This is a genomic window from Luteibacter sp. 621, assembly GCF_050435445.1.
Lineage (GTDB): Bacteria > Pseudomonadota > Gammaproteobacteria > Xanthomonadales > Rhodanobacteraceae > Luteibacter.
The window spans coordinates 406521-427083 of sequence record NZ_JBNDKI010000001.1 but is presented as its reverse complement, the minus strand read 5'-3'; the positions used below and the strand labels follow the sequence as shown (position 1 = coordinate 427083).

16 protein-coding genes are annotated in these 20563 nt (G+C 62.7%); 9 read left to right on the top strand and 7 right to left on the bottom strand.

Going from position 1 to position 20563, the window contains the following annotated elements; all coding sequences use genetic code 11:
* Positions 1-2: 2 nt before the first annotated feature.
* The gene (locus tag ABIE56_RS02055) at positions 3-875 is read right to left on the bottom strand and encodes a hypothetical protein (RefSeq protein ID WP_429242174.1); all 873 of its coding nucleotides are present in this window, start codon (positions 873-875) and stop codon (positions 3-5) included.
* A 250-nt stretch (positions 876-1125) separates the two neighbouring features.
* Here ABIE56_RS02055 and ABIE56_RS02050 point away from each other — a divergent pair, with 250 nt between their 5' ends.
* The 4 genes from ABIE56_RS02050 (at position 1126) to ABIE56_RS02035 (ending at position 5516) form a co-directional block, all read left to right on the top strand.
* Positions 1126-2037 carry a hypothetical protein gene (locus ABIE56_RS02050; RefSeq protein WP_429242173.1) on the top strand — a complete coding sequence of 304 codons (912 nt, stop codon included), beginning with the start codon at positions 1126-1128 and terminating at the stop codon, positions 2035-2037.
* A gap of 166 nt (positions 2038-2203) precedes the next feature.
* A complete protein-coding gene (locus tag ABIE56_RS02045) occupies positions 2204-3640 on the top strand; it encodes a catalase (RefSeq protein WP_429242172.1) in 1437 nt (478 codons plus the stop codon).
* A gap of 267 nt (positions 3641-3907) precedes the next feature.
* The gene (locus ABIE56_RS02040) at positions 3908-4504 is read left to right on the top strand and encodes a hypothetical protein (protein WP_429242171.1); all 597 of its coding nucleotides are present in this window, start codon (positions 3908-3910) and stop codon (positions 4502-4504) included.
* 85 nt (positions 4505-4589) lie between these two features.
* Positions 4590-5516 carry a hypothetical protein gene (locus ABIE56_RS02035; protein WP_429242170.1) on the top strand — a complete coding sequence of 309 codons (927 nt, stop codon included), beginning with the start codon at positions 4590-4592 and terminating at the stop codon, positions 5514-5516.
* A gap of 77 nt (positions 5517-5593) precedes the next feature.
* Here ABIE56_RS02035 and ABIE56_RS02030 read toward each other — a convergent pair whose 3' ends face one another.
* The 3 genes from ABIE56_RS02030 to ABIE56_RS02020 form a co-directional block, all read right to left on the bottom strand.
* Positions 5594-6115: a hypothetical protein gene (locus ABIE56_RS02030; protein ID WP_429242169.1), complete on the bottom strand. Its 522-nt coding sequence runs from the start codon at positions 6113-6115 to the stop codon at positions 5594-5596.
* Positions 6116-6212: 97 nt separating this feature from the next.
* Positions 6213-6524, bottom strand: a complete 312-nt coding sequence (locus ABIE56_RS02025) for a hypothetical protein (RefSeq protein ID WP_429242168.1) — start codon at positions 6522-6524, stop codon at positions 6213-6215.
* 104 nt (positions 6525-6628) lie between these two features.
* Positions 6629-8266, bottom strand: coding sequence for a hypothetical protein (locus tag ABIE56_RS02020; RefSeq protein ID WP_429242167.1), 1638 nt, complete (start codon positions 8264-8266; stop codon positions 6629-6631).
* A gap of 365 nt (positions 8267-8631) precedes the next feature.
* Between ABIE56_RS02020 and ABIE56_RS02015 the strand changes: the two genes are divergently transcribed.
* Positions 8632-9678: a hypothetical protein gene (locus ABIE56_RS02015; RefSeq protein ID WP_429242166.1), complete on the top strand. Its 1047-nt coding sequence runs from the start codon at positions 8632-8634 to the stop codon at positions 9676-9678.
* On the opposite strand, the gene ABIE56_RS02010 is transcribed toward ABIE56_RS02015, so the two are convergent.
* Together ABIE56_RS02010 and upx are read right to left on the bottom strand one after the other, a co-directional pair.
* On the bottom strand, positions 9675-10751 hold the full coding sequence (locus tag ABIE56_RS02010) for a YiiX/YebB-like N1pC/P60 family cysteine hydrolase (RefSeq protein WP_429242165.1): 1077 nt from the start codon (positions 10749-10751) through the stop codon (positions 9675-9677). The two genes, ABIE56_RS02015 and ABIE56_RS02010, sit on opposite strands and share 4 nt — an antisense overlap.
* Positions 10752-10807: 56 nt before the next feature.
* Positions 10808-14617 (bottom strand): anti-phage protein Upx, encoded by a 3810-nt coding sequence (upx, locus tag ABIE56_RS02005; protein WP_429242164.1) that lies wholly within the window; start codon positions 14615-14617, stop codon positions 10808-10810.
* A 349-nt stretch (positions 14618-14966) separates the two neighbouring features.
* Here upx and ABIE56_RS02000 point away from each other — a divergent pair, with 349 nt between their 5' ends.
* Entirely contained in the window at positions 14967-16004 is a 1038-nt protein-coding gene (locus ABIE56_RS02000; RefSeq protein ID WP_429242163.1) for a hypothetical protein, read from the top strand.
* Between the two features lie 189 nt (positions 16005-16193).
* Positions 16194-16913, top strand: coding sequence for a hypothetical protein (locus ABIE56_RS01995; protein WP_429242162.1), 720 nt, complete (start codon positions 16194-16196; stop codon positions 16911-16913).
* A 138-nt stretch (positions 16914-17051) separates the two neighbouring features.
* Here ABIE56_RS01995 and ABIE56_RS01990 read toward each other — a convergent pair whose 3' ends face one another.
* Positions 17052-17369: a hypothetical protein gene (locus ABIE56_RS01990; protein WP_429242161.1), complete on the bottom strand. Its 318-nt coding sequence runs from the start codon at positions 17367-17369 to the stop codon at positions 17052-17054.
* Here ABIE56_RS01990 and ABIE56_RS01985 point away from each other — a divergent pair.
* Together ABIE56_RS01985 and ABIE56_RS01980 are read left to right on the top strand one after the other, a co-directional pair.
* A complete protein-coding gene (locus tag ABIE56_RS01985; RefSeq protein ID WP_429242160.1) occupies positions 17358-19013 on the top strand; it encodes a MobA/MobL family protein in 1656 nt (551 codons plus the stop codon). The genes ABIE56_RS01990 and ABIE56_RS01985 overlap by 12 nt on opposite strands.
* Before the next feature lie 21 nt (positions 19014-19034).
* Positions 19035-20429: a MobA/MobL family protein gene (locus ABIE56_RS01980; protein ID WP_429242159.1), complete on the top strand. Its 1395-nt coding sequence runs from the start codon at positions 19035-19037 to the stop codon at positions 20427-20429.
* The last annotated feature ends 134 nt before the right edge of the window (positions 20430-20563 follow it).

Genomic DNA, 20563 nt, shown 5'->3' with positions numbered 1-20563 from the left:
CGTTACTCCTTCTCAAACACCCCATACCAAAGCTTCGCCTTCAGGCGCGGCGAGCGCCCGAACCGGTCCAGATATTCCTTCAGGGCCGACATCTGCTCGGATGAGCGTGGGTACATGGACACGCCCTTTTCGTCGAGCTTCTTAAAGCCGGCTCGCTGCATGGTTGACCGGATGAAGTCCACAAAGACGGGGGCGTCGTTGTCCGCCACGACAAACTTTGCACCCGCCTTGGCGTTCTGACCCACATCATCCCAGAAGGCGTTCGATTCTGCTCCGAACCGGGCCACTTCGGAGAAGAAGTAGGAGCTGACAAAGAGGTCAGCCTTCAAAAACCGACGCTGGTCGCGGTAGGTGTCCGTCGCGAGGACATCAATCTGCTGGACCGTGCTCGACACATTGATGAGGCCACCGAGGTGTCGCCCAATCTCGCTCCAGGCATCTGCCCAGGCGCGCTCCTTGTCGCACAGGTAATACATCTGAGATTGTGTCTGCCGCAGTGGATGGTTGAGCACATACTGGAGCGTGCCGAGCATCTCGCTGCCCGGACCGCCGCCGATGCAAGACACGACGGGGTGGGGCTGATTGATGAGCACGCTGTCGACGTGGTCGTCAGCGATTTCAAGCACCTGCCGGACGTAGTCGGCGTGGGCCGCAACGTACGAGTAGACATAGGCAAACCGCGTGGCAGCGGGCGCGTAGTTGATGGGCGTCGCTGTGGGGTCGTCAAGTTTCCTGTAGTGGGCGCTGAGCTTTTCCATTTCTTTCTTGATGACAGCGTCGGTGTTCGGGCCGAACTGCCGGAAGACCTCGTCTTCGAGGTCTTTGAGGGTGTTGTAGACAAGCTGGAACATCGTCGTGCTGGTCGTGCCGTTCATTGCGTCCCTGTTTCCGTCAATGGGCCATGCGGCCGCATGGCGGCGTTATCATCGACGTGTCGCTGCACCTGAGCGACGAAATATCTGTGCATAATCGGCATAATTCAGCACGCGACGTCGCCGCATCGTGGCTAGACCAAAACATCGCGAACAGGCAATACAAGGCCGAAGCAGGCCTGATATCGTCCGTACCCAAATGCGGGGAAGTATCAGGGGCACCGGTGCAGACCGGTGAAGACATAGCATGCACATGACACCCGTCCAGTACTGGCAGAACTTCGAGCTTGGCACCGAGCTCGATATCGCCTGCGGCTTTCTGTACGACGGGCTGCGCAACTTCCGCGACATGCATGATTTCCGGGAAGAGGCGGATATCTTTCCTGTTCTCTACAACCTTGCTGTCGGCCTCGAGCGCCTGCTCAAGGTCGCCGTGGTCCTCCTTGAATTTGAGGACGGCATGGACGGGAAGGTGTTTGAGGAATCGCTTATTTCGCACAATCATGGCGAGCTGATGCGACGTGTCAAGGCGAAGGCAGCGGTGAATCTGTCCGGCTGCCACAACGAGTTTTTGTCACTTCTCGCCAAGTTCTACAAATCGCACCGCTATGACCGGTACCAGGCGTCCACCGTCGATGAGCTTGGCAAGGACAAGGCTGCGCTCGTTGTCTATCTTGGCAAGCACCTTGGTCTCGACACCACGGACGATGGTTTTTTCACGTATCTGCGAAATTCCGAGCGCATCAGGGGCTTTGTTGGCAAGGTGCTCCGGCACATCGTCACGCAGCTCTACACCATCATCCGGGAGGCGGCCGGGAAGAAAGGGCTCTACACCCACGAGCTGAGAAACGGTGGCAAGGCAGCTAAGCTTCTTTTGGAAGAAGATTTCTCCTTTGCGTCCGATGACACGGTCTGGAAAGAAGTCTTTCTGTTCGTGCTCAATACCCGTCGGCGAAACAGGCACAAGGCGTTTTTGAAAGGCATCGCGCCGCTCGACCTCGATATTGCCCACCTGCCCGATTTTCTTGCTGTGCTGCGCGGCGAGGTTCAATCGGACGTGACCGAGCAGGTTGAGTCAGCCCTTGAAGAGCTCGACCCCGACGTCCGCAGGGAGCGTCAAAGAATGCTGTCGCTCATCGGTGCGCCTAACGTTTACTTCGATTGACCTGACCCCGACCGCAGGCGCGGTCCTGTGGCTCCCTGTTTTTTCCAAGCGCCACCCCGCACCACCGCCTATCGTGCCGCGCGGACTTTTGTTTCCCGGCACCATGCGAGGCGTTGACCCTGATGGTGACCGGTCTACCCATGACCTCCCGTCAAAGGCACGTTCCATGAGCAAGCTCACCACCGCGTTCGGTGCACCGGTACCCGACGACAACAACACGATGACCGCCGGCCCGCGCGGCCCGGCACTGCTCCAGGACGTCTGGTTCCTCGAGAAGCTCGCCCATTTTGACCGCGAGGTCATCCCCGAGCGCCGCATGCACGCCAAGGGCTCGGGTGCCTTCGGCACGTTTACCGTCACCCATGACATCACGAAGTACACGCGGGCGAAAATCTTCTCCGAAGTCGGGAAGAAAACCGAAATGGTCGCCCGGTTCTCGACCGTGGCCGGCGAGCGCGGCGCGGCGGATGCCGAGCGCGACATCCGGGGCTTTGCCCTGAAGTTCTACACGGAAGAAGGCAATTGGGACCTGGTCGGCAACAACACGCCGGTGTTTTTCCTCCGTGACCCGTTGAAGTTCCCGGACCTGAACCGGGCCGTCAAGCGCGACCCGCGCACTGGCATGCGCAGTGCGCAAAACAATTGGGATTTCTGGACGCTGCTGCCGGAGGCCTTCCACCAGGTCACCATCGTCATGAGCGACCGGGGTGTGCCGAAGACCTATCGTCACATGCATGGGTTTGGCTCGCATACCTACAGCTTCATCAATGCGGAAAACGAGCGGTTCTGGGTGAAATTCACCTTCAAGACCCAGCAGGGCATCGAGAACCTGACCGACGCCGAGGCCGGTGCTGTGGTCGCGGTCGACCGTGAATCGCACCACCGCGACCTGTTTGAATCCATCGAGCGCAAGGACTTTCCGAAATGGACGCTGTTCGTCCAGGTCATGCCGGAAGCGGACGCTGCGAAGACGGCCTACAACCCGTTTGATTTGACCAAGGTGTGGCCGCGAGCGGACTACCCGCTGATTGAAGTCGGTGTGATGGAATTGAACCGCAATCCGGAGAACTACTTCCAGGACATGGAGCAGGTGGCGTTCTCGCCGGCTGTCATTGTCCCGGGTATTGGTTTCTCGCCCGACAAGATGTTGCAGGGCCGACTGTTTTCCTACGGTGACGCCCAGCGCTACCGCCTTGGCGTCAACTACGCGCAGGTCCCGGTCAACGCGGCCAAGTGCCCGGTGCATGCCTATCATCGCGACGGGGCCATGCGGGTCGACGGCAACGGTGGTGGGGCGACCCACTACGAGCCCAACAGCTACGGTGCGCTGCAGGCCCAGCCGGACTTTTCCGAGCCGCCGCTTGACCTTGGCGACGCTGTGGTCAAGCGCTGGAACCACCGGGAAGACACGGATTACTTCTCCCAGCCGCGCAAGTTGTTCGAACTGATGGGTGCCGAGCAGCGAAAAGCGCTGTTTGAGAACACCGCCCGCTCCATCAAGGGCGCGTCGGCCGAGGTCGTGGCCCGCCATATCTCCAACTGCACCCAGTGCCACCCGGACTATGGCCAAGGTGTTGCCGCTGCCATCGCAGCGCTCGGTTGAGGTCGTTGGCCGGGCGGTGCGTCACACCGCCCGGTCCTTTTTCGACCCGTTGCAACGTCACACACAGGTCCGTGTCGGATTTCCGGCGGGGCGGCCAGCCGAACCCGGTCTGTCGGCCGATGTGCGGTGGCCAGCGCCGGGATTCTGGCAGCAATGCCCACCGCATGCCGGGCTCCACGCTGTGCGACGTGACGACGTCGATGGTTCAAAAATTGCATGCTTTCGGTGGGCCCGGGTATGACGGGCCGACCGACCAGAAGGATGCCCATGTATACGCAGAACCTCTGCACCATCGTGCCAACGCAGGCTGATTTTGCGGCCGCCAAGGCAAAGCACGCGGACCTGAAGCCCACCAACGTCAGTGGGACCATGACCGACCACATCCAGCGGATGCTCGACAACATCGACGCCCTCTCAGGACCAGGTTCGGCGAAGACCCTCCTTGATGGCTTCGGCGTCAAGGCCGGCGATATTGCCAGTCTCGACCCGGACACGAGGACGCATCTCGCCGAGAAGGTCACCAACCGCTACATGAGTGCCGTCAAGGAGTCTGCGGGTGACACGTCGGGCACCTTCGCGGATGCGTTTGGCAACGCGCTGGGCGACACGCCGAACGGTGTGGCGGGTTCACCGCCAATGGCGGGCGCCCAAGGGGCCGCGCAGGGCGCGTCCGACACCACGGATTCGAATGCCACAGCCTCCGGGACACCGACAGGCAATGACCCTGGCGGCGACCTTGCCGACATCCTGATGCGCAGCGTGGCCTACCGGCTGGACAGCCACCGTCCATCCCTCAATGCAAAGGATCCAGGCGAGCCGGCAACTGAGGTCTCTCCGGTGACCCCGGGCCCGAACGCTGCTTGATATCCTTCGTGGGCCCGGGCCGGGCAGGGCCACGGGCATGACGTCTGCGCGGTCAGCGACCGCGCCCTCTTTGGACCTGCCCACCATGACTTTCGTATTGCCAGGCGCCACTCCGCCCGCCCCGATACCGCACGACGACATCGTCTCGAAAACATCTTTCGGGGTCTGTGCGTTCATCGATGTCCTCGGATTCGCCGAGGAGGTGCGGCGGGTGTCGACCCTTGATGATCTGGTCCGGACACGGGATCGCATCAACCGCGTGAGAAACCAGTTCGACTTTGAGCCTCGAGACGACATGCTGCTCGACCTGCACAGCATGTACGACAAGCGTGTCCTCGCCTTCTCCGACTCTGTCATCGCCTACTTCCCGCTTCGCTCGAAGGCGATGGAAATGCAGGGGGACTTTGATCCTGTTTTCAGTGAACTTGCAGGCTTTGCCGAAGCGCAGGGCGCCTGTGTGCTCGGCAACGGCGACTTTGTGCGCGGCGGCGTCGAGCTCGGCTGGTGGTTTCAGGACGGGACGACCCTGGTCAGTGACGCGTTGGTCGAGGCCCATGGGCTGGAAACCCGAGCGGATGTGCCGGTCATCGCCATCGGCGAGCGGCTCTATGAGCACGCGCGGAGCCATCGTGACAGGCAGGCGTACGCCACCGAGATTGACCCCGTCGATACCGCGTTCCGGCGGTATGAGGGCATTTATAAGGGGCAGCCGACCCGGTTCTACTACCTAGACTACATCCGCATCTGCCTTGACTCCATCGATGCACTCGAAACCCGGGCGGACGTTGAACGCTACAAGGCGGCTGCGCCTGGGCCTGCCCGGCAGGCGATTCTCGACACATCCCACAGGGCGCGTCTTCTCGAATGGCTGACTTGCCACGCCACACAAATCAAACATGCCCATGAGACGGCGCCCATAGTGGCTCAGTCGAAATATGTCTGGCTCGCCGACTACCACAACGAGATGTGCGACATGCACATTGCCGACCCTTCCTGCTATTGCCGGCTGTGACCGTCTGGAACGTCGAATCTGATATTCGTGATGCCATCGACCACAGGCGATGCCTTCGTGCCTCGGCGCAGGGACGGCTAGATGCGGCGGGAACGCCCGTGTGAGGTTGCCTGAGGGATGCGGTCGAGAAGATGGCCGCGCTCGCGGAGGATGTCTCTCTCAACAAGCTTGTCGACGACACGGACCACCCAGTTGACGCTCAACGCTTCGACCTCGGCAAACCTGCGACCGGTGGCAAGCGTTTTCATCCACTGACACCAGCCGACGGGAAGCTGCGGGTCGGATGCCGTGCAGATGGCAATGGTCTCGTTGAGAAACGCCATGGGCAGTGCCTCGACGACGTTGTAGGGTGGAGCGGAAAGATACTGTTCGCCTTGGGTTGCAACATCGAAGAGGTAGTCTGCAGCAAGGCTGCACTGGATGATGTCACCGGCCATCGCCCGCCAAAAACGCCAGAGACCGTTGACGCCTGCACCGTAGCGCGAGACGGGCCAGACTTCGACGTCATGGGCATCGAACAGGGACCATGAGCGACTATCGCTGTCGGCATTGCCGCCAGGCGGGACGGCGCGCCAGTTCAGGGAGGCGAAGTACGCCATGGTCTCATCAGGTTGCATCCGTCCGTTGTATCTATCCGCGCGCGGAGATCAACGGTGATGCGACAACTTGCCCGCCGGGCTCCGGCAAGACGTGTCTTCAGCCAGGAAGGCGCGCCAGTGTGGCGAGCCCTGTATCCTGGCAGGCGACGTGGACCGCCTCCGTCAGCTCATTGAGTGCGACTGCGTAGCTGCGCGACGGCCGCGTCCCGTTTGGTCCAAGGGCGCGGATAAGGATGACGAGTGCCTCGCCCAGCTCCGTTGCCCCCGGTGCCACCGACGGGTATTCGGTCAGCATGACGTGGGCGAGAAAGCGGAGCTCATCGAACTCCCCGTCAAGCGCGGCCTCGTTCATGGCGATGGCGGTCAGGAGGAGGACTGTACAGTCCAGGGCAACGGCAAATCGGCTCATGGCGCCAAATTAGCCCGTTGTATTCACTTTGCCTTGGATGGTGATGTCACTCAGGCGACCATGGCCCGGAGGGGTGGCGCGGGTCGACCGCGCCACCCTGTCAATCAGGGGCCAGCCTGCCAGATGACCTTGCCCTGGTAGACCACCTGGGCGACACCATCGTTTCTGATGTTGAACCAGGCGCCCGGGTGTCCTGCCGTGCCACTCGCCCAGCGGGGTGTGCCCGTCGTGTCGTACTCGACCAGATTTCCGTCACCCTGCATCACGGTCGTTGGAATCTTGTAGCCGGCCGTTCCGCTCGAGTAGAGCTTCTCGTTCCCCCTGTACACGACGAGGTCACCGTTGGTGTCCTGGGAGACACGGATTTCCCTGCTGCACGAGTAGAGCGGATGGGTGGCATCGATGACCTGATTTGCCACGAGCGTCCCGCATTCCGGCATGGGGTCGAGCGGGCCCGGGTCGGTTGGCACGGACGACGAGAGGGGGTCGATGCCCTTCATCATTCGGCTCGCGTTCCACACAACGCGCAAGTACCAGTCAGAAGGCAGGGAGAGTCCGTCTGCGTCCTGGTTAATCCATGTCGTCTGGTTGGGCGCCTCAGATGCGTTGCGGGCGTTCTTCAAGAGCGCCGTGCCTTCGTTGACCTCGTCGAACATCGCAATCTTGACGAATTTCGCGCCGGCGTTCTTTGCGTTGAAAATTTGCCGCCAGAGGAACTCTCCGCCGAGACGCGGCGCGTCGTTCGTCGCGAGGCGGGTGGTCTTGTCTCGCCCCGCTGACCCCGGCATGACGACGGGCATGTATTCCTGGCCGGCGGCACGGGTCAGGGCAAGGTCAGGAATGATCTTGTTGGTGTTCCACCATTCAACGCCGTTGAGGTCTCCGTATGCGCCAATGGTCCACGGCTGGATGATGTCCGCTTCGCTCAGCACACGGGCCCAGTCGGGGTCGGCGCCACGGTTGGGGTCTTCCCAGTTGTTGGGCGTGCCGACCATGACCTCGGCGTGGGCGACGTCCTTGAACCAGCGGATGATGCGCTCGCCAAGGGCTGCGCGAGGAACGTGGTTTCCATCCTTGGCAAAGCCCATGCCCCAAAGGGAGACCAGCGGCTTTCCGTCCTGGTGTTGGTACGCCGTGCTGTCCGTCACATGAAGGGTGTTGACAAGATAGTTCCAGTCCGCCGACAGGTCGGCGATGACCTGGTCGTCGGAGACGACGTCGTAGTACTCGCCATGGGACAGGTCGTATTCGATGGCGAAGGTGCGCTGATTGTCCTCCGCAGCCTGCATCGAGTGGCGAAGCACCGCATCGTCGCCATCGCGGTAATTCTTGAATTCGCCGGTAAAGCGCTGGATAAGCGCTCCGTCGACGCCATATTCGCGCATCCACCGGAAATGGATATCGGTCGTTTCCTTGCGGAACGACGAAAACAGGTAAGCCGGCGTGCCGTTGATGGTCAATTGGGTCAACGGACACCGCCCAGCGGCGCTCCATTCGGTGGTCACCGGGTAGCTCGTCACATTGATGGTGGACGCGCTGGGGGCATTGTCAGACCAATGCGAGAAGTTGCTCTCCGGGCTGCCGTCGCCCGGGCAGCGGAACCACCCCTGGTATCCGACAAGGATTTTCCCGTCGAGCGTTGATGCGTCCGCTGGTGCGGAGTCGGCATGGGCAAGCGAGGCCGCGAAAGGCAGGGCGAGACTGAGGGCAGCCGCGAGACGGCGGTGCAGGGAGCGGTTCATGGGTGGTCCTTGGTAGGGAAATGAAGCCGGAGCATCGTCGCCCGACTGAATATCCCCGTCCGTGCACTACTGCTCAGATTCGACCATATGCTTTGGAAAATGAAGTCTGGTATTCTCCGGAAAGTTGGAGATGGTTGAGACGGCAGTTGCCTGGGCCTACGTGCTCGCTCCTGCACCCTGCATGCGGCTCGTACCCATGCCGTTGTGCTCAGCAATCCGGGCGGCGCGTGAACGTGGTGGACAAGTGCTGGTGGCTGTCACCGCATGAAAGAAAGACCCGCCGGACCACGTGGACAATCGGTCGCAGCGCGCTTGCGTGGGTCGCGGACTGCGGCAGGATGGCATTTTGGGTCTGGAGACGCAGCATGTGGGATGCATTCGGGTCGGGTTTCCCTGGCTGGGGCCCGGGGCGTGCGATGGGCAAGGGAAACAGGATGGGCGGGGCCCTCCTCAGTCGTGATATCCGGGCGATGGCAAAACTGGTGCGCCGGGGATTCGACACTTGCGACGAGCTGTTCGATGACCCGGCGGTCCCGCCCGGAGGGATGTCGCGCCCCATCAGTGCCCTTTTTCTCGCCGCTCGCCTCGACAGCGCCTGCAGCGAGGTGTTGCGAGTACCCCTCCTGCTACAGGGTGGGGCGGACATCAACGCAGCGGATGCCGACGGCCGGCGCCTGCTTGACTTCGCCACGTTCGTGCCTTTGCGACGGTACCTTGCCCGCTGTGGCGCAGTGTCGGGGGAGGACCCTCTACCCGGCCCGTTCGTTCGCGCGGGCCACATGGACCATCCTGCGCGAGCGCTGGACGCATCCAGTGTTCCGGATGAGGCCCGGGCCCTCCGTTCCACCCAATGGGCCGGTGCAGTTCCCGCTCCGTTGACCAGGGCGCTCGCATCACTGGGCTTTGCCGGCAGCGAGGCGCTGGCCGGTGAGCGACGCGAAGGACAGGGTGCGCCCCTCGTCTATCTCGCGTGGCCCGGTCCTTTGCTTTACGGCGCATTGGCGTCAAACGACGTAGACAGGGCCGGTGTCCTTGCGCGGATGAATGACGCGACCGTCGTGGGTGACTATGTTGGCGTCGCGGATGGCGTGGCGGTCCCCGGTTTGAATGCACCCACGCTCGCAGCGCTTGTCGATAATGCAAACAGGGCGCCCCGGCTGCTGACCGCGCTGTGCGAGGCGGGGGTGGACCTTTCGATGCCTGACGCCATGGGGAGAACGCCGCTCCATCTGGCGACCGACGAATGCCTTCTCGGGTTTTTGCTTGATCACGTCAACCCATGGACCCAGCGAAGCGATGGAAGCATCATTTTCGACAGCCTCGGGGATAATGCGCGCACACTGGCAGAAATACACCGCCTCAGTCGTCTTCCAGAAACAGGAAACAAGCAGTCCTCAGTTCGACGGCTCTAGAAGGGACGCCGCTGCAGGATGGCCCGCACGCTCAGGAGGTGACTGGAAACCGCCGGCTCGGACGGGTGTCCCGGAGGGGTGACCTTGGACGATTGCATGACCTGCAACAGCACCTCGGCTCTTTCAGCCATGACAGCGAGCCGCCTGTATTCGTAGTTCTTGATGAGAAGGATGGTGCGAGCGGTTCCGAGCGACGAGAAGTGCTGGAGCGCGGAGAGGATACGTCCGGTCATCTCGAAGAGCACTTGCCATTCGCTCTGCAAGACCCGGGCGGCCTCAGAGAACGTGATTGTCTTGAGCCCGGACAGGAATGCTGCAGAGTTGTAGCGGTGTGGATTGACCTCTTCATCGAGTCGTTCGTTATCCAGCCAGCCGGAACGTCTGAGAAACCAGGAAGCGAGCAAGTCGACGAAGCCGCTGTTTGCCGCGCGGGTCCAGGCATGGTTGGCGTCCCGCACCCGGCCGTGGAACGTCAGCAGCGATGCCCAGTCAAGCGGACGAAGGAACGCGAAGACGGCGTCCTGGTCTGCCTTCAGGGTATCTCGCGTCTTCCTAAGTTGCTCGTCGAGCGGGGTCCAGGGCCGCAAGGCGTTTTGCACACGAATCCACCCCGCGCCCGCGATGAGGTCAGACGGGAAACAATGGTCGGGATTGCTGTGCAGGTTGATGCCAAGAGCGTGGTAGGCCTGGGCGACGAGGCGCGAGCAGTACTGATTCTGTCCAAGAGCCTCCAGTTTCGACGCCCGCAGCAAGATCGAGAGGACAGCTTCCCATGTCGTGTACCGTGTGCCGACCCTGGCCCGCGCGGCCTCGCAAATTGCTGCCGCCTGCAGCGGCGTCAGACCTGAGAGGCGGTACACCGCGACTTCGCCGGGCTCGAACTTTTCACGCTGGGGATTGATGGTGTGCACACCATCCCCGACGGCGTGGACGATGGTCCGGTCGATGTAGAGCATTGCATGCGACCAAGGACTCTTGGTCCATCGCCGAACAATACGGCTGACCTTTCCGCTGTGATTCGACAGGATGATGTCGCCCGGCTGCAGGACGTCAAGGTCGTAGGTGACAGGCATGGGCTGGTACTCAGGGCGAGTGTATGGCCCGCCAGTTGACGGGCCAGAAAGAAGGTTCAGAACGCAGCCAGGTCTTCGGGACGACCAACGTGCGTGCCCTCGAGTGCGGCAATTGTCGCCTGCGCATAGGCAACAGGGGACGCTCCGCTGAACACGAGCCAGGAGACAATCTCAGGATTAGCGACCGACGTGAAGCGCACAAAGTCCTGGAGGTTTTCCCGTGCCAGCGCCACGCGCTTGAGGTGCTTCTTGAGCTTGTCCGGCTTGCCCTTGATGTCTTCGCCCTGGTACTCCAGCAACTGCGCGGCGACTTCGGAGTAATTGCGGGCGAGAGACAGGTCCTTGCATTCGACGATGAGGATTTCGTTGCGGTCCGCCCGCCAGGCAAGAAGGTCAATGTCCCCGGGATTTGCCGGCAGTGCGCGGCGCAGGATCTCCGGAAAGCCGATGCCCCGGCGCACCGTCCACCCGGCGGCGGTCAGTTGCTCTTCCAGGGATTTTTCAAACGTGTAGCCCTCCCTTGCGTCGCCGAGCCATTCGTCGCGCATGCGGTCGGTCCGGAAGAAGTCCCGCTTGAGCCGCCCCGTGTGTGCGCCTTCGAAGACGTACTGGAGTGAGGTGCGCAGCAACCCCGGTGCAACGAGGACTTCCGGATCGTCGCCGAGGTCGAGTTGCAGCAGGGGACGGGCGACGACGGACAGACGCCGGCCAAAGCGCCAGGGATAGATGTCGCCCAGTGCGAAACCGTCGGGGACCTCGTCCCATGACGGACGGGTGCTGAGGATGAACTGGTCGAGAAGCGCCTGGATGACCGCCTCGTCGAGCCCTGCCGACGTCCCTGCGGCGACGAGCTCGCTTCGCCTCATGCTGACGATGGCAGACCGAGTTGCGAAGGCGAGGGTTTCGAGTGCCTGGACGTAGTGGAGCCCGTCCTCGAGGGTAAACCCCATCTCCTCTTTCCAGATGGCAAGAAAGGTCTTCGTGTCGTCGTCGAAGTCAGCTGGGGAGGCGACAGGGGCGTCGCCGGTGGCCTCATCAAGCGCCGCGTAGTTGCGCTCGAAGCGGGCTGCATGGGCCTCGAACCGCTCGTTTGTCGCCTTTGCCAGAAGGGGTTCGAGCACCATTCCCCCCAACTCGTCGCGAAACAGGAGGTCGCCCAAGGACGATATGCCAATCTCCGCTGGAAGCGCACCGAAGCGGATGGCGTCTGACATGCCACCCAGACGAAAGAGCAGGGCGGCCCGTGCGAGCAGGCGACCCAGTGCAAGGTCGGACGGTTCAATGCCCTCATCGAGTGGACATGCGCACAGCGCCATTTCGAGAACGAGCCGGGACGTGAGGGACGCGCCGGCAAAGCGCCCCATCTGCGTTGCAATCGTTTGCTCAACGCCGTTTTCGCCCGCATGCAGCCCAAGGACGGCTGCGGCCGTCCGGTGCCAGTGATTTTCGTCACCGCGTGCCCGCTCGCAGTTTTCGAGCAGTCTCTGCACCGTTTGTTTCCGGTTGAAGCCACGCAGCTCGTCTTGCATGTCCACAATGAGGACATCGACGACCCTGGTCATCAGGTCGCCGGCAGCCTTCTTGCCCTCGTAGCGCGCGGGCGCGTCCGGTGCCACGGCACGCCAGCCGAGGTCTATCCTTGCTGCGCCTGTCTCCACATCCTCGATGACGAGCAGCGGTCGGGCGAGGGAGCCGCGCACATGGTCGCTGAAGTCAGCACTTTCCATCAGGTGGAAGCTTCGCGCCGTATCGTTTGGAACCGCTGCCTGCTCAATTGCCACGCCAACGTCCGCCGGCGCACCCGTTCGGAGGAGGGTGGCAAAGGCTGTCCCCAGTGCCCGGACAACGGCGCGTTCGGCACGATTGTCTGCAGCGCGGAACCCGGCAAGGAAGCCGTCGTCGAGAACGACACGAATGGCATTTTGCTCCTTGACCTGTTCGAGGTGCCAGAGCGCGTTGAGGTCGTTCGGCACCGGTGTGCCTTCGAACCGGTTGATGTCATCGCTGCCGTCAAAGCGGAGGTAGGCCTTGACCGATTTTCCCGCGACGCGCTCCCCATGCATATTTTCCAACGCCTCGCCAATCCGCCCCATCCAGGTGCGCACCATCTTGGCGAGCTCGCTGATGAGTGAGCGGTTGACAACGTCAGGTGCTTCGATGGTGACCCAGAGGTTGCCGGTCCCCTCAAAGATGGACGTGAGGCGTCCCTGACCCAGTTCGTCGAGTGAGGCGTAGCACTTGAGCTCGCGCTCGGTGGGGAAGAAATCCTCCGCAGATGGCCGCATGGCGCGATGCCAGCGGCCCGCGTTGTCCCGGATGCGGTGACGGTCGTAGCCGGTGTCTGCGGCAAGACGGACATCGCGAAGCATGTTCGTCGGGATGGTGAGGATCAAGGGTTGCTCGGGGCTAAAGCGGCCTTCGGGCAACTGGTTGTGTGGGACGAGGTGGCCGTCGTTGGCGTGCAGCCAGCCCATCAGGTTGAGGATGCCGTTGATGTTGAAGAGTTCGACACCCGCCCTGGCAATCGTCTCCTGGGCGTCCTGGACGCGCCAGAGGGCCTGTGGCGACATGTCCGACAGCGCACCCATGCGGACGAAGTCTGCCGCCGACATCCACTCAAACTGCCAGCCTTCCCCGAGGTCGGGTTCGCTGCCCATGAAACCCGCACCCCATCCGCAGCCCACACGAACGACCATGCCGCGCTGGAAGCCGGGTTTCGCGGCGAGGCCATCTGCGATGTGGCGGATGCCATCGTCGAGGAAGCGGGCAGTCTGGTCGTCAAGCCGGAGCACACCGGTAAAGCCCTTTTCCGGGTGCAGATGCATGGACGGCAAGACGAACTGGAGGACCATGAGATGGCCGACATCGACGGTGGAAACGGCGACCGTCGAGCGCGCGGTATGGTGCTGGTGCCAGGTCAGGGGAATGCGGCCGCCGCCACCAAAGACGGGGGTCTCGAAGAAGGTTTTCGAGTAAACATTGGCCAGGGCGCGGTCGAGCGTGCCGGTGTCATTCATCCGCTTGGCAAACGCCATCACCGCATGGCGAAGTGCAATCGAGATGGCGGTCGGAAGGGCGACGATGATGCCTTCCTTCGTGGCGAGAAGGGGGCGTTGTTCAAGCGTGCCAGCGCCGGGTGCCTGCGCGCCCAGCGCCTTGACGTCTGCCGGGCCGAGCAGGAATGTCCCGAGGTCGGCCACATTGATACCGAAGGTCCTCAGTGTCTTTTTGTCGAGCGTGACGCGGGCACGGAGCTCGCTGGCATCCATATCATTGGTGTCGAGCCACTCGGGTTGGTCCTCTCCGCCGGGATGGAACCGGCGGAGGTTTGCCCGGTCGCACACGAGGTCAGAGACACGAAGCAGTGCCTGCACGGCGCGCTTGAGCGGTGCGTAGGGTCCGACGTCGGGCATGTCGGACACGACATCTGCCACCAACTGTGTATAGAACCCTGCCGCCTCCCAGACGCCCTCGAGCAAGCGGTAATCGCCCCTCGGGTTCCCGACCAGGGAAACGAACACGTCCTCGGCGGGGTCTTCCCCGGTCACACAATTCGATTCGCCAATGGCGGCATGCCAGCGCCGGGCGTCGTCGACCGTCGCCACCTGTTCGCCGCTGCAATGGATGAGCACGAGCGCTGCCAGAAGCTCGAACCGCAGGCATTGGGCCTGGTGTGCCGGAAGGGTCAGCAGGCTGGACACCAGGGCGACCGTGGAATCGCGTTCGAAACCGGCGAGGTCGGTCACAAGCGCGGCGTTGTCCGATGCAATGGCGTCGAGGGAGTGCTCGAGGTTTGCCCAGGCGGCTTGCGCATTCATCGTTTCGAAGAAGGCCGCCATGGCCTCGGGGGAGAACGTATCGCTCACGTGCGGATCCTTGCAAGGTGGCATCAATTGTTGAAGTCGGTCCATTACAAGCGTTACGAGCTTGGTAAGCAAGATGTCGACGATGCGTTTTTCCAGAAATTATTCGTGCCGATTATGTGCAGTCTGACTGACACGAGTCCGTTCCCGGGATGCAAGGCCCGCGCCGGACCCGGGCGCTGCGGCTCGACCACATGGCCGATTGAAACGCACACGCTCATTCGCCCCCAATGTGTGCAGTCAAGGAAGGTGTCGCATGAAACGACGTCCTGGTCTTCGATGTGCAAGTCTCGCCGGCGTGGCCTGCCTCTGCGGATGCGTATCCATGCCCCCGGGGAAGGTCACCTACCGAATGTCCGAGGCCATCACCTCGCTGACGGTGACCCAGACGCTTGCATGCACGAAGGCGGCTCAGCCCGCCGTCGTCGAGGTCATCAGCGTCAATGCGTCGACCACCTACCGGGCGAGCAACACGCTCGTCGGGGTCTTGGACCTCGGCACGCTCGGCGGCGGCGCAAGCAAGTCGGAAGCAAGCGTCGAACTCAAGGAAGATGGTCGATTGAGCGGCATCAACGCGTCGGGCGAGGGGCAGGGACTTGCGCTCGTCAAGGCGGCCTTGACCGTCATCGCGCCGTTGACTGGCAGGTTCGGCGCGTTGGGCGTTGCATCGGGAAAGTGCGGAGCCATCCAGACCATCGGCACACCCGCAAAGAAGGGGGCGCCGCCGGTCGTCACGCTGACTTACGCGGCCGTCCTCAGCTATACGCCCGACGGGAACGCGCTATCGCTTGACAAGGCCACGCTGCCGCAGAACGCGGAGGAAAATCTCGGGGTCGTTACATTGAAGCCGGACGGCACCAGCGCGAAGGCCGCGCAAGACCTTGGCCTGAATGCCGATGCCTTCAAGATCACACTGACGGCCCCTACCCAGACAGATCAGCTCCCCCTTGGTGGCGACGGGCAGGCTGCCGATTCGTGCGCCTTTACGTCGGGGGTGGCGGTCCCGGCCGAGGGACCGGCTGGCTTTGTCCCCCTCGCGTTGCGCGCTGTGTCCAACCGGGTGCTGACGGTGACCTACAACGACAAGCCGGCCTGGCAGGGCTGGGTGGCCGTGCCAGACGACCGGTGCTATGCCGTCTTGTTGCCCAAGCCGTCCACCTGGGGCGCTCGGCAATTCGAGCTGACCCTTGGGGACTCCGGGCGCATCACCCACCTCAAGCACGGGGGAACTCCGGGCGGTGCAGACGCCCTGGGCGCGATGTCTGCCGTCCTGGGTGCGCTCCCGACCGATGAGAGCCGAGCAAAGGCCGCGCAAGGGGAAGCCGACCTGTTGTATCAGCAGCAGCGCCTTGCGGCGTGTCGTGCAGACCCTGGCAGCTGCTCCAAGTGAGGGGGATGTCTGGGCACGCGGCGCAGGACCACGTAGCCAGTCGGCAGCCATGCTTGCCAGGGGGCACGACGCCGCAGGACGGCACTCCTCATCGTCTGGCGCGCCCGAACTCCTCGCGCCGACCGGGCCCTTTGACACCGCGCGCCCATCCAAGGAACGTGGGCGACGGACAATACGCCCGGATCCGCCATGAACGGCCACGCCGACCCATTCGACCTCAACGACCCCGGGACTTACCCCGCCACCTTGCGGTCTTTCCTGGAAGAGAACCTCGACGCCTACGTTGAATGGTTCACCGACGGACCGCGCCGGTCGGGTTTTGTGTATGACGATCTATCCCGGCAGTTGACCCGGGTTCTGTCCGGATACCGGGTGCGGGGCTACCACTGCACCCGGCTCACCCTCGCCGAGCAGGAGGCCATCCGGGCCAGCGGCATGGTCGTATCAACGGCCGGGTTCATCGAGCGGCGGGTCAAGGCGCTTGTCGACGGAGGCATGACCGGTGACCTGTCCCTGCAGCAGATCCTCGACGGGCACCTTGCGGGAGACAGCAACCGGGCGGGGAAAATCTGGTTTACGTTCTCACCACCCGGGGTCCATGGCGAGCGTGGCGTCGGGCCGTTCTTCCGGCGATGGGGTGGGGAGTCGCTGCACCGTGTGCACTTGGCGGGCTCCGCAGTCGACCGCTTGCTGCAGACAACCGGGATGCCCTGCATCATCGAGGTGGCTGTCCTTGCAGCGCGTTCCCGAAGAATGAATGGTGGTCCGACGAAGTGCCGCTGCGGTTTCTCGCGTCCAAAGGCTTTGACGTTGAATGCGGCGAGCGGGAAGGGTACGCGTGCATCGATATTCCGGCCGATTGCATCCTGGCCCTGCACGTGGCGCCTGCGGCGTCGTTCTGGACATTGAGCGGTGCCCGGACCTGGCCCGACCCGTTGACCTGATATGCCCCGGGATCCAGCCTCCGGGACGTCCTGCAAAAAACCTGAGAGCACGTCTTAGCCTGCTTCGCATGCGAGCGGTCTGCTGCGCAGCCCGGACAAGGCATCAGGGCATGACAGCGGGAAAAACAGACCCCGATGTACAGTTGCCAATCGCCGGAAACGGGATAAACACGCCAAAAAAACGTCGTGTTGAGGCCTCATTTTTGCGCTTTGCTCTCCGATCCGCCCCGACATCATCGATCCAATCGACCGGTGGCGTTACACCCAGGACAATGTCGAAAACTTTTTTTGCGCGCCCCCCTTGACGGCGCCAATATTCGAAGTATGCATATTGGGTGTCCGGGCAAATCCGGAACACCGCTCCGTTTAATCCGGCCAGGACGGCCATTCCACCGACAAGGATGTCTTCATGAGTGAGCACGCACGCCCCCACCTCCACACCCACCAGCGCAGCAAGATGCACTCGGCCGTCGCCGGTGCGGCCTATCGTCTGGGGCTCAAGTTGTTTGATGAGCGGACCGAAAAATGGCACGACTATTCCAGGCGGAAGGGCAAGGAGGTCGTCCATGGCGAAACCCTCGGCCCGCCGGGAACACCACCCGAAATGCTCGACCCCGCCACACTCTGGAACCTCATCGAGAAAGCCGAGGAGCGGGCGGACGCACAAATCGCACGCGATTTCCGTATCCCCATCCCCCTTGGTCTCAGTGAGACCGATGCAATTGCCATGGCACGTGCAATGGCGGGCTACATCGTCTCGCGCTTTCATGTCCCGGTGTCCCTGGCGGTCCACAACGACAATGCAGTCGACCTCGACGGCAATCAAAAAAGCGCTGACAAGGTCGGCTTCCACGCCCATCTCTATTTTCCGACGCGTGAGCTCACAAAGGACGGGAAAGGGGAAGGGGAGGCGTGGCGCTTCGGACGGAAACTGCTGGAACTCTCAAACAAGAACCAGTCCGGTGCGATTGTCGATTCGATGAATGAAAAGTGGTCGGTGCTGGCCAACCGGTTTGCACGCAGTGCCGGGCTGGCCATCCAATACGAGTGGAAGAGCTACAAGCGCCTCGGCCTCGACAAAACCCCCAAGCCCACCCGCGCCCGGCGTTTTGGCGAGGCGGCGCAGTGGTACAAGGACCCGGCACTACGGCCCGCGCCCGACATCATCAACCATGAGCCCGGCGCCCGACGCAGGAAAAAAGAAGCGGCGGCAAAGGCCGTTCCGGGATCAGTCGCGCCGGCAATCGACCTCAACAAGGAGGCCATGACCGGGCGGCTCCACGCACGCCGCCATGCCCAGGGCATCAAGTCCGCAGCTCTCAAAGTCGCCCGGCAAAAGCGCATTGCCGCCAGACCCATCCATGGCAAGGCGCCCCTCCTTAACCGCGTCACGATGGTCGGTGGCCGGACCTTGCGGGTTGACTCGCACCTGCGCCTGTCAGAAGCCATGCGAAGGGCAGGGCCTGCACCGAAGACGGACGCCGAACATGCGGCGCTCGAACGCGCCATGTTTCTGGCGGACCTCCTTGAAAGCCTCCTTTTTGCCATGGAGCGTGGCCGCCAGCAGGCAGGTGACTTTGCAATGGAGATGATGCGACGGCGCATGGCCTATGAAGATGCCCGCGTCCGCCAGGAGGTGGTCGACCGGGAGCTGCGCCGTGCCGAGGAAAACCTCAACATCTGGCTGCTGAGCCATCCGCTGCGGCCGCGATTGAAGAAAGTCTCCAACGAATATGCCCTCCTCAAAGCCGAACGCGACCGCGCAGCAACGCATGTCGAGCGGGTGCATGCATCAATGGTGCTCATGGAAGGGGAGATGAAGGACGCGGCGTCCGAAGAGGCGCAACGCGCGTTCAATGGATCCCGTGTCATCCGCCGCATTGTTGCCACGATGGAAGGCTACAAGCCGGAGTTTCGCACTGTTGTCGATGCGCTCAATGTCCATTTATCCGACCAGCACAAGGCGGATGTTAACGAGCTGGCAAAGAAGCTGGGCCTGGATGGCCCGGAGATGGTGACGCTGCCCCGCAGTGAAGCCGCGTTTACAAACGGAACACGTCTCTGACGCTTGGCCACGGAGGGCCTTATGACAAACGACATCGAACTCGAACTCATCCACCGACCCAACGACGGCAGCGCCGTGTCACTGGTCGCGAACCGCCTCAGGCTCCGGCTCTTGAACACGAAGACCGGCAGTCACTATGACCACACGCCGCGCGACCAGCCGGACCGGTCCTTTACCGTCGCACCCCCAGGCGCGCTTGCGTGGTGCGCGCACACGGAAACGGTCTGGAACAAGGTCGAGTGGGTCGAACGCCACGGCCCGGTCCCCATCGCTTTTGAGCTGCGAACGGTGCTGCCAGACAGTTTACGGTCCGACGGGGAGGGCACCTTTGCGCGTGCGGTGGCGCGATTCGTGGCCCAGGACCTCGGTGTGCCAGTGACGGCCAATGTTCTGGATGGCACCGGTGCCTTCCCGACGCGGGACTCGGTCGGGCGGCACCTTTGCCTGTGTTTCCCGGCCCGGGTCCTCGCCCTGCCCAATGGTGCCAATGCAGTCGGCGACCGCTCCAATGAACCCTCAGGGTTCTCTTCGCGGCTCCTCATCGCAACCAACCCGCACCTTGCGCGGCAATTCACGCAACGGGTCGCATTGGAGGTCGCACGACTCCAGCACGCCACAGGTCCCAAGCGGAGCCTGTCCCACATCGAAAAGAAGGACAAGGACAAGGACCCCTTTCTCTTTGACGACATCGACCTCTTGCCGGACCCCATCCCGCAAGGCTCACCATCGGAAGACCCGGCAACGCACCCGTTGCTGGTCCGCTTGCGGCGCGAAGCGCCGCGCAGCCGCTCACTGCAGGACCTTCGCGACTTTGAAATGAGCCTGGGCATGGCACGCACCGTCGAAGACATGCTCGCGGAGGTGGTGGCGAGAGACCGCATGGATGCAGAGCTCCACCTGCAACACAGCCGCCTTGCCTCAGCCGTGCTCGACCATCAGTTCCAGCTGGATGAAGCACGGCGCCGTCGGGGGCGCCTGACCGGCGAACTCGATGACCTGAGCCGTGCAAAAACCGGATTCCTTGTCTTTCGCAAAGGAAAGATGGAGCTTGCTGTCCTCGCCCGGGAGCGCAAGGTCCAGGAGCTCGACCGCGCGAGGCAGCATGTGGTCGAGCTCAAGGCCGCCATTGCCCATCTTCGAAAGCAAGACGCACGCGTCGGCCAGGACTGTACGGCCTCTTTCCTTGCCCTTGGCAACGCCAGGCGCGAACTGAAAGATGCCGTGCGTGGCCTGCACGCGGCAGACCCCCGCCTTCTCGACCACCTCATGGTCATTCTCGACGATGTGCAGCGCCGCCACATGAAGCGCGCCATGGCCGACGCACTGCCCGTGGTGATGGAAACAGAGCCGTCGTCAGCAGAAGACACCAGGGCGGGACCACCGGCAAAGCCATCGCGACGGGTGGGGCCAATGTAAGGCATCACACCACGCCGACACCGTGCTTGCCGTCGTCCATGCCGCGCGGCCCCTCCCACCCCCAGCCGCGCACCATCGCCCCTGCCTTTGTGCAGGGGCGATGTTGTATACGCGCCCGGCGATCCGTGTGCGCT

What these genes read in the sequence shown, in the direction of transcription:
- ABIE56_RS02055 (WP_429242174.1), bottom strand. Translation starts at nt 875, where the DNA reads ATGAACGGCACGACCAGCACGACGATGTTCCAGCTTGTCTACAACACC.
- ABIE56_RS02050 (WP_429242173.1), top strand. Translation starts at nt 1,126, where the DNA reads ATGACACCCGTCCAGTACTGGCAGAACTTCGAGCTTGGCACCGAGCTC.
- ABIE56_RS02045 (WP_429242172.1), top strand. Translation starts at nt 2,204, where the DNA reads ATGAGCAAGCTCACCACCGCGTTCGGTGCACCGGTACCCGACGACAAC.
- ABIE56_RS02040 (WP_429242171.1), top strand. Translation starts at nt 3,908, where the DNA reads ATGTATACGCAGAACCTCTGCACCATCGTGCCAACGCAGGCTGATTTT.
- ABIE56_RS02035 (WP_429242170.1), top strand. Translation starts at nt 4,590, where the DNA reads ATGACTTTCGTATTGCCAGGCGCCACTCCGCCCGCCCCGATACCGCAC.
- ABIE56_RS02030 (WP_429242169.1), bottom strand. Translation starts at nt 6,115, where the DNA reads ATGGCGTACTTCGCCTCCCTGAACTGGCGCGCCGTCCCGCCTGGCGGC.
- ABIE56_RS02025 (WP_429242168.1), bottom strand. Translation starts at nt 6,524, where the DNA reads ATGAGCCGATTTGCCGTTGCCCTGGACTGTACAGTCCTCCTCCTGACC.
- ABIE56_RS02020 (WP_429242167.1), bottom strand. Translation starts at nt 8,266, where the DNA reads ATGAACCGCTCCCTGCACCGCCGTCTCGCGGCTGCCCTCAGTCTCGCC.
- ABIE56_RS02015 (WP_429242166.1), top strand. Translation starts at nt 8,632, where the DNA reads ATGTGGGATGCATTCGGGTCGGGTTTCCCTGGCTGGGGCCCGGGGCGT.
- ABIE56_RS02010 (WP_429242165.1), bottom strand. Translation starts at nt 10,751, where the DNA reads ATGCCTGTCACCTACGACCTTGACGTCCTGCAGCCGGGCGACATCATC.
- ABIE56_RS02000 (WP_429242163.1), top strand. Translation starts at nt 14,967, where the DNA reads ATGTCCGAGGCCATCACCTCGCTGACGGTGACCCAGACGCTTGCATGC.
- ABIE56_RS01995 (WP_429242162.1), top strand. Translation starts at nt 16,194, where the DNA reads ATGAACGGCCACGCCGACCCATTCGACCTCAACGACCCCGGGACTTAC.
- ABIE56_RS01985 (WP_429242160.1), top strand. Translation starts at nt 17,358, where the DNA reads ATGAGTGAGCACGCACGCCCCCACCTCCACACCCACCAGCGCAGCAAG.
- ABIE56_RS01980 (WP_429242159.1), top strand. Translation starts at nt 19,035, where the DNA reads ATGACAAACGACATCGAACTCGAACTCATCCACCGACCCAACGACGGC.